Source organism: Roseomonas sp. 18066 (assembly GCF_902706185.1).
Lineage (GTDB): Bacteria > Pseudomonadota > Alphaproteobacteria > Acetobacterales > Acetobacteraceae > Pseudoroseomonas.
Genome location: NZ_CACSJM010000406.1, coordinates 1 through 396, shown reverse-complemented (window position 1 = coordinate 396; position 396 = coordinate 1). Strand labels below are relative to the sequence as shown.

General features: G+C 64.6%; 1 protein-coding gene. It reads right to left on the bottom strand.

Going from position 1 to position 396, the window contains the following annotated elements; all coding sequences use genetic code 11:
- Positions 1-136: 136 nt before the first annotated feature.
- On the bottom strand, positions 137-396 hold a 260-nt coding region (locus tag GVN67_RS29440), incomplete at its 5' end, for a glycine cleavage system protein H (protein WP_160000804.1).

Below are 396 nucleotides of genomic sequence, written 5' to 3'. Positions count from 1 at the left end.
ATCATCTCCAGGCCGTCGCGCTGGCGGCCCAGTTCGTCGTCGATCTTTGCCGCGATCTCCGGGTCCAGGACGGACAGGTCCGCGTTGAGGCTCGGGGAAACTACCTGCTCGAACACTGCGGTGTCAGCGGGGGCACTCACAGTTCGCCGCCGTTCGCTTCGGCGTATTCCTCTGCGGAGAGCAGCGGACCCTCTTCAGTGACGGTGACCTTGAAGAGCCAGCCGGCGCCGTACGGATCGTTGTTGATCACGGCAGGGTCGGACACCACGCCGTCGTTGATCTCGATGACTTCACCGGTGACCGGCGCGTAGAGGTCCGAGACGGACTTAGTGGCTTCGATCTCGCCGCAGGTCTCGCCCGCGGTCACAGTGGAGCCAACCTCGGGCAGGTCCACGT